At 45.5% G+C, this 8,410-nt stretch carries 8 protein-coding genes; 2 read left to right on the top strand and 6 right to left on the bottom strand.

From position 1 onward, the window contains the following. Both holA and A3756_RS13560 read left to right on the top strand, forming a co-directional pair. On the top strand, nt 1-550 hold a 550-nt coding region (gene holA / locus A3756_RS13570; RefSeq protein ID WP_156490464.1), incomplete at its 5' end, for a DNA polymerase III subunit delta. Nucleotides 551-952: 402 nt separating this feature from the next. Further along, nucleotides 953-1,594, top strand: coding sequence for an endonuclease (locus tag A3756_RS13560; protein WP_082865261.1), 642 nt, complete (start codon nt 953-955; stop codon nt 1,592-1,594). Between the two features lie 45 nt (nt 1,595-1,639). Here A3756_RS13560 and A3756_RS13555 read toward each other — a convergent pair whose 3' ends face one another. The 6 genes from A3756_RS13555 to A3756_RS13530 form a co-directional block, all read right to left on the bottom strand. Next, the gene (locus A3756_RS13555) at nt 1,640-2,863 is read right to left on the bottom strand and encodes a trans-acting enoyl reductase family protein (protein WP_068506700.1); all 1,224 of its coding nucleotides are present in this window, start codon (nt 2,861-2,863) and stop codon (nt 1,640-1,642) included. A gap of 82 nt (nt 2,864-2,945) precedes the next feature. Continuing rightward, nucleotides 2,946-3,725, bottom strand: a complete 780-nt coding sequence (locus A3756_RS13550; protein WP_068553685.1) for an SDR family NAD(P)-dependent oxidoreductase — start codon at nt 3,723-3,725, stop codon at nt 2,946-2,948. 173 nt (nt 3,726-3,898) lie between these two features. After that, nucleotides 3,899-4,663, bottom strand: coding sequence for an SDR family oxidoreductase (locus A3756_RS13545; RefSeq protein WP_068506705.1), 765 nt, complete (start codon nt 4,661-4,663; stop codon nt 3,899-3,901). A gap of 192 nt (nt 4,664-4,855) precedes the next feature. Then, nucleotides 4,856-5,836, bottom strand: coding sequence for an NADPH:quinone oxidoreductase family protein (locus A3756_RS13540; protein ID WP_068506707.1), 981 nt, complete (start codon nt 5,834-5,836; stop codon nt 4,856-4,858). A gap of 91 nt (nt 5,837-5,927) precedes the next feature. Beyond that, nucleotides 5,928-7,004: a phosphotransferase family protein gene (locus A3756_RS13535; protein ID WP_068506709.1), complete on the bottom strand. Its 1,077-nt coding sequence runs from the start codon at nt 7,002-7,004 to the stop codon at nt 5,928-5,930. 8 nt (nt 7,005-7,012) lie between these two features. Further along, the gene (locus A3756_RS13530; protein WP_068506712.1) at nt 7,013-8,251 is read right to left on the bottom strand and encodes an acyl-CoA dehydrogenase family protein; all 1,239 of its coding nucleotides are present in this window, start codon (nt 8,249-8,251) and stop codon (nt 7,013-7,015) included. Nucleotides 8,252-8,410: the final 159 nt, after the last annotated feature.

Below are 8,410 nucleotides of genomic sequence, written 5' to 3'. Positions count from 1 at the left end.
TAAAATGGGCTTGAACTTAGCTCGTGACGCCGTTTCACTTTTGTCTGATAGATTAGAAGGCAACTTACTCGCTGCACAACAGGAGCTTGAGAAGCTTAAGCTTCTTCACCCTGACAGCAGTGTCGAAATTTCTACTGAAGATGTGTTGGAAAGTGTTTCAGATGCTTCTCGCTACGATGTCTTTAACCTTACCGACGCCTGTTTGACCGGAAAGGCCAAGCAAAGCGCAAAAATCATCTCCCACCTTCGCCTTGAAGGCGTAGAAGTCACCTTTGTCTTGTGGGCTTTAAGTAAAGAGATTCGCTTACTACTGAATTTGTCTCATGCCCTGAGCAAAGGTCAGCCATTGCCGGCATTATTCAAACAACATCGTATCATTCAAAAACGCCAGGCAGGTCTGTCTGCCGCCGCACAAAAGCACAGCCCTCAAAAGCTATTGGGCCTTTTAGATCAGTGTAAGAAAGTCGATGACCTGATCAAAGGTGTCGAAAAGGGCATTTCCCCTTGGGACGTGTTGACTGATATTACCTTGGCAATTGCTAAGGGATAAAGCCAAAGGTAGGCGGGGCCTCTGTCCGCGCGAACGGAACCACCAGGCTATCTGACACTCCGAGGAACGACCTGCGCCCCGGGACGGGCCGCCTACAAAATTCTCACATTCGAAAACTCATTTACGAAGATGCTTTAATTTCCATAGATAAGCTTTTGAAAATAAAAAATAACAAAAGCACAACAAAGCATTATAAGTTCTTTAGCGCACACTCTTTATCACAAATAAACATTAAAGCCTCTTTCCGATCGCTGTTTTTACAATGTTTTTCAGAATCTAACATTTTTAGCTCACTTATAAGGGGGCAGCGCTCACTTTTTATGCTAACGTCAATTATAAGAATCATATAAGTTGTTAAGCAGTCTTCTTTTACTACCAATAGCTTCACCGAGGTAAACCTGAATGCGCTTAAAACGCAACAAACAAATATGTAGCGCGATAGTTATCGCTATCAGCTGCTTGCTATTAAGTTCAATAGCGGCAGCTGATTACAAATCAGTGATTAAGGATAAATTTTGGGGCGCCATTTATAAAAATGGCGGGCAGACCTTTTTCTGCAAAAAGTCTTTCTCAAAGAAAACACCGCTTCTCGCGGTCAGCCATATTTACCCAAGCGCTCAAGTACGTGACCACCTTCAATGCGGAACTAAACGCCAGTGCCTTCGTTCAGACGATCGCTATATGGAAATAATCTCTGATTTGCATAATGTTGTTCCGGCTGACTCTTACTTTGAGTTTAAAAGAAAAGGCGCAAAGTTCGGCAACTTAGAAGAAACGATTGAGGCCAATAATTGCGGCATTCGAAAGAAGTTACACATTATTGACCCACCTAACGAGCTCAAAGGGGATATTGCCAGAATTCTGTTTTATATGAAGGCTAACTATGACCTACCCTTGCGTACTCATATGTCTTTATTAAAACTATGGCATGAGAATGATCCACCAAGCCCGGAGGAAGTCTCACGTAATGCGATTGTGGCTGAGTATCAGGGCAATGAAAATGAGTTTATCTCCAACCCATCTTTAGCTTATAACATTGATTAACTGCATCGTCGGGTTAAAACCCGACTTACCCTGAACTCAATAACCTTAGGGCTCGATTGAGAAGCCTAGACCAGCCTTTTCTTCTAGCCTATGCAATAAGGCATCACCCATTGCTGTTGAGGGTGTCAACACTCCGCACATCTTCGGCAAGTGTTTCTTATCCAAGGCTAAACAGGCTGCACTTTCACCAAGCATTTTAGAAGTAGAACCATAACCTGGGTCTCGGTCACCTGTAACCTTGGCAACCAATGTTCGGTCATTCATACGGCCAATTACACTAAAGGTGAAGAAGCCAGCTTCACGCTCTGCTTTATTTGGCCCTTCACCAGGTTCAGGGAAAAAGCGATTAATTGTATTTTTATACCAAGACCCCGGCTTACCTGCCATCATCAAGCCTAAGGTCAATAAGCCAGCATAACCTTTGGCTCTTCCAGTAAAGCCTTTGCCGCTCATCATCGCTTCATCATAAAGGAAGTCTTTTCCATACGGGTAAGACTTCAAAGCATGAGAGCGTCGAACAACACGCGTATTTATTGCCGCCATGATGAAAGGCATGATCCAAGCTTTTAGGTCAGAGTCGTATTTAACGCTTTGCATATCTGGCTTATCAGGGCCCGACATTTCCCCCTGAGGGTTCAAACCATAAGGGTTGAAGATCACCTTCTTAACTTCAGGGTCTTTACTCGCTTCGAGCATCACATTATTCATGCTGGCAAAGGTACCGCCACTCATCGCCCCTTTTGCAGCTTTTAAGCGCATCTTGATATGGTAGCAATATTCGCCATAGTGATGTTTTGCTTCACGCTGAAGAAAGTACACACCCATGTCGGAAGGAATCGAGTCAAAACCACAACAATGGACAATCCGGCAACCGGCTTCTTTTGCCGCTTTGTGGTGCTTGTCGATCATGCGACGAATCCATTGCGTCTCGCCGGCCAGGTCACAATAGTCAGTGCCGTTCTCGACACATGCGGCGACTAATTCGTTTCCATATTTAGCGTAAGGACCGACCGTTGTGCAGACGACTTTAGTACGTTTTGCCAGTTCATTCAGGCTAGCCGTATCGTGGCTATCGGCAAGAATAAGAGGAATGTTATCGTTACCTAAGCCTTTTCGAACTTCTTCAAGCTTGGTTTGGTTGCGTCCAGCCATTGCCCATTTTAGTTCGCCATCGAGGCCGTAGGTATTTAGATAGTATTCGGCAACTAAGCGGCCTGTAAAACCACTTGCTCCCCATATGATCACATCGAATTCGCGCTTTGTACTCATGACCTCTTCCTATTATTTTTATAGCTTATTTTCAAAGGGGTCAGACTCGATTGAAATTCAATCGAGTCTGACCCCTTTGAAATTACATGGCTGACATGCCGCCGTCAACCGGTATAGCAATACCGTTCATATAACTATTCGCTGGTGACAGTATCATGACCATGACATTCACAATTTCTTCAACTCGTGCGATACGCTTCATCGGACAGCCGCGCGCAAGGTTCTTGTTGACCTCTTCGATATTATCATTCGGATTCATCGTTGGATTATCAACCATCGGCGTTGACGTAAAGAAGGGGCAAATCGCATTAACTCGAACATTAATAGGCCCACATTCAACTGCGGCCGTTTTAGTTAGACCTATTACAGCGTGCTTGGCAGCGCCATAGGAGCTTCCCATCGGCGTTCCACCTAAACCTGCCATGGAACTTACATTCAGAATCGCACCCTCTTTTTGAGCAGCCATGACTCTTAACTGATGCTTCAGGCCAAACGCGACACCTTTAGTATTAACATCTAACTGACGAGAAAGCGTTGGGCCGTCCAGGTGAACCAATGGGCCCAGTTTAGGAGCGATACCAGCATTGTTAACAGCAATATCAAGCTTGCCAAAATTATCAACCGCAGCCTTTACGAGTTCTTCAGAATGCGCTTCTTCAGCTATATCACCCGTTAAGGCAATAACCTTACTGCCTAGGGTTTCACAATCCTGCTTTGTCAGTGTTAAGCCTTCTTCGTTGAAGTCAGCTAGCACTAAGTTCGCTCCGCGCTTGGCTAACTCTTCGGCTAGGCTTTTACCAAAGCCACTGGCAGCGCCGGTAATCAATGCTACCTTTTCTGAAAAATCTAGTAGGTTATCCATAGTTTATCTCTGAATTAATAGGTATTACTAAAACTAAAAAATGAATTCACCACAGATAACACCGAGCGCTTTGCTTCACAGAGAAGACAAAAAAAAGTACATATTATTATACAAATATTTTCTCGGTGTAGGCCTCAGGCTGCTCTGTGATCTCGGTGATTACATTTTTTAATTTAGATCGTTAGTCCACCATCAACGACAATACACTCGCCGTTGGTGTAGGAGCTTGCATCAGATACGAGGTAAAGTACCGTACCTGCCATTTCTTCTGGCTCTGCATGACGATGCATAGGAATCATCTGCATTGCGGCTTTGTGCATTTTCTCATTAGCAAATAACGCCCCGGCAAACTTGGTTTTAGTCAGGCCAGGCAAAATAGCATTACAACGGATACCCAGCGGTGCACATTCCTTCGCGAAGGCTTTAGTCATATTGATAACCGCCGCTTTGGTAATAGAATAAATCCCCTGCATCATGCCGGGCTGTAAGCCATTAACTGAAGCAGTATTGACGATGGCACCACCGCCATTTTTCTTCATCAATTTGCCTGCAGCGACTGACATAAAAAAGTAACCACGGATATTTACATCAACAGTTTTATCATAGGCCGCTAGGTCTGTATCAAGAATATGGCCAAAGTATGGGTTGGCTGCTGCATTGTTAACTAGAATATCGAGCTTGCCGTGCTTGCTTTCGATATGAGCAAAGCATGATTCAATCTGCCCCATATCACCGACATGGCATGCTAAGGCTTCAGCGGAACCACCCGCCTCAGTAATCGCATCGGCAACCAACTGGCAGTCATCTACCTTGCGGCTTGAAACAATAACGTGTGCGCCCTGCTCTGCTAATAGCTTCGCAATCGCTTCACCGATACCACGACTTGCGCCCGTTACCAGTGCAACTTTTCCTGTTAGATCAAATAAATTTGTAGCCATGTTTTTACCTATTAGTTCTAGAAAATATTTAAACACTAAGCACTTAAACCACCGAGAATACAGAGCGCTTCGCGTCACAGAGAAAAGATAAACACTCAACCTAAGTTCTAATACCTTCTCTGTGGAGGCCGCAGGCCGCTCGGTGTGCTCTGTGGTGGAATCAATCGAGTCTGACCCCTTTGATTAACCATATTACTCCGCTACCACAACAACCTTACCTTTAACCTCTCGGTTAAAGACTTTGGCTAATGCCTCTTTTGTGTTTGCTAAAGTAAAGACTTCATCGGTGACAACCGATACTTTGCCATCTTTATGCCAGGCAAAAAGCTCCTGCATATTTTGCAGGAAGACCATAGGTTCATGCATGACGAAGCTGCCCCAAAATACACCTATCACACTGTATTCTTTCACCAAGGCGAGATTAACTGGTAGCTTGGGAATGGTGCCTGATGCAAAGCCGATGACAAGCAAACGACCATTGCGAGCCATCGCTCTTGTGCAAGCATCAAATGCCTCGCCACCAACCGGATCGTAAACGACATCTACGCCCTTGCCTTTTGTCAGATCTTTTAGCGCTTGCTTGAGATCTTGTTCCTTATAGTTAACCAGCTCATCGGCACCTTGTTCCTTGGCGATTTCTAGCTTATCTTGAGAGGAACACACTGCAATAACCTTGGCCCCCATCGCCTTGCCGATTTGCACGGCAGCTAAGCCTGTTCCGCCTGCTGCACCCAGCACGACTAGCGTTTCACCTGACTTCAATCGAGCGCGTTGCTTTAAGGCATGATGAGCCGTGCCATGAGCACACATGATATTGGCGGCATCAATATCATTCATCTCATCGGGAATAGGCATGACTAACTTTGAATTAACAACCGCCTGCTCAGCAAAGCCTCCATATTTTTGGCTGCTACAGATTAGTCGCTGGCCAACCTTCAAGTGCTTAACCCCTTCGCCAAGCGATTCCACCTCGCCACAAAATTCCATACCGGGTATAAAGGGGCGCTCAGGTTGAACTTGATACAAGCCTTGCACTAAAAGGCCATCAGGGAAGTTAACGCCTGTCGCTTTAACGTTAATACGAACTTCGCCTTTAGCCGGCTCAGGCGCTTCGACGTCTTTAAATACCAAGGTATCTATAGGACCAAACTCTTCACATACGATTGCTTTCATTTATATTTCCTAATTTTGGAAAATCTATTTGTAGGCAGAGGGGTCAACCCCGTGCTAGTCCGCTAGCGAGCCATGTAAGGCTCTGCCTACATTAGCTTTCTTCTTTAATCACGGCCAACGCGCCCATTGCCAGAAGTGGCACATAAGCTCCGACTTTACCGGCCTGTTTACTGGAAGCGTTTCCGTCTAATGCTCGTTTCGCGACGCCTTGTGCGATCGCGGCTAAACGGAAGAAGCTAAAGGCTAGATAGAATGCCCAGTGATCAATCTTGTCGATTCCCATACGTTTGCAATATCGTGCAACATATTCTTTTTCAGTTGGAATACCTAGGCTTGTGCGATCAATACCTGCTAACCCACTCATTTGACCCGGCTTCTTTTGCCCGCCGCTAGCAGGCATACGCAACTGCATACATTGGTATGCCAAGTCTGCAAAAGGATGACCCAATGTAGACAACTCCCAATCTAATACGGCCAAAATACTAACTTCACCAGACTGCAAAGCGGCACTTGAAAACATCATATTGTCGAGGCGATAGTCACCGTGAACTAAGGAAACACGGCCGTCATCTTCGGGCAGATTTTCTTCTAACCATGCGATCAATTGATCCATTGCTGGAATCGGCTTAATTTCAGATGCTTTATATTGCTGACTCCAGCGAGATAGTTGGCGCTCAAAATAGTTCCCTGGCTTGCCATAATCACTCAATCCTGCACTGTCTAAATCGACACTATGAATCGCAGCTAGTACATCGCCCATTTGCTCGTATGCGGCGCTTCGCATTTCATTTGACGCTAGTTCTGGCAAGGCGGCATCCCAGAAGATACTGCCTGCGCAATACTCCATTACGTAGAACATGGAGCCGATAATTTCCCGGTCTTCACATAGGTGATACATGCGAGGCACCGGTACGTCAGAATCTGCTAGCGCTTGATAGACTCGAAACTCTCTGTCGACTGCATGAGCAGATTTGAGCAGTTTGCCTGGAGGCTGCCTTCTTAGAACAAAGTCCCCCGAAGGAGAAGACAGCTTGAAAGTCGGGTTTGACTGCCCCCCCTCAAATTTTGTTGCTTTAATCGGCCCAGAAAAGCCTTCGATATTGTCTGCAAGGTAAGCAGCTAGCTTAACAACATCGAGCTCATCAACATTTGTTTTTATATCCGACATACCTTCTCCTAAGCCTTACGCATCTTCATCATTTGCATTGCAGAATACCCTGCTGAGACACCACGACCAAGCTGCATCATATGAACCTGATCTGGCCCATCCGCTAGACGAATAATACGTGCCATTTGATATGCATCAGATAAGAAGAAGTCTTGGCTTAAACCTGCTGCGCCATGTATCTGAATCGCTCGATCAATTACCGTACAGGCCATTTGTGGCGCAACGATCTTGATCATGGCGATCAGGTCTTTTGCCCCTTTGTTGCCGTGTGAGTCCATTTTTGCAGCCGCTTTTAAGGTAAGCAAGCGCGCTTGTTCGATCTCGCAGTAGGACTTGGCAATGTCTTCACGCACCGAACCCTGCTTGCTCAGTGGCTTACCAAATACGACACGTTCTTCAGCTCTGACACACATTAACTCAAGTGCACGCTGTGCGGCTCCGATTAAACGCATGCAGTGGTGAATTCTACCGGGGCCTAAACGCCCTTGAGCAATTTCAAATCCACGCCCCTCACCTAGCAGTATATTCTCGGCAGGTACACGCACATTTTCGAATAAAATTTCTGCGTGACCTTCTGGCGCATCGTCATTACCGAATACTTGCATCGGTCGAACGACGGTGACACCCGGCGTGTTCATCGGTACGAGTATCATTGATTGTTGTAGGTGACGATTTTCGTTGTCCGGGTCTGTTTTGCCCATCACGATGAGTATTTCGCAACGCGGATCACACGCACCCGAGATATACCATTTACGACCATTAATGACGTAGTCTTCGCCGTCACGCGTAATAAGAGTCTGAATATTTGTTGCATCAGAGGAGGCTACATCGGGCTCAGTCATGGCAAAAGCAGAGCGAATCTCGCCTTCAAGCAAAGGTTGTAGCCATTTTTCTTTTTGCGCTTCAGTACCATAACGAACGAGTACTTCCATATTGCCTGTGTCGGGGGCGCTGCAATTAAATATTTCACTGGCAAAACGTGTCCGCCCCATGACTTCAGCCAGAGGCGCATATTCCAGGTTGCTTAAACCGTAGCCATAATCACTATCAGGCAAAAACAAATTCCATAAGCCCTGCTCTTTTGCGAGCGCTTTTAAGTCTTCAATTTGCTGAGGAATCTGCCACCTATCTTCGGCATTTTCGATAGTCTCTTTTATCTCTTGCTCAATTGGGTACAAATATTTTTCCAGAAAACTTGCCACTTCCTGAGTCAGATCTAGTACCTTCTGCGAGTATTCGAAATTCATATTTCACCTTTGTTGTTGAGCATATTGACATCAAGCCAACTTATCTTGGATGAAGGCATTATAGGCAGCAAAGAAAACATCATTGAAGTTTATTTACTTTATTTATAAATATAACTATCAGTGATACTTACAACTTATTCACTTGTCTAGACCCAGATC

The organism is Oleiphilus sp. HI0086, from assembly GCF_001635225.1.
Note: the sequence above shows the minus strand (reverse complement) of the source record. Positions and strands in the feature narration are given on the sequence as shown.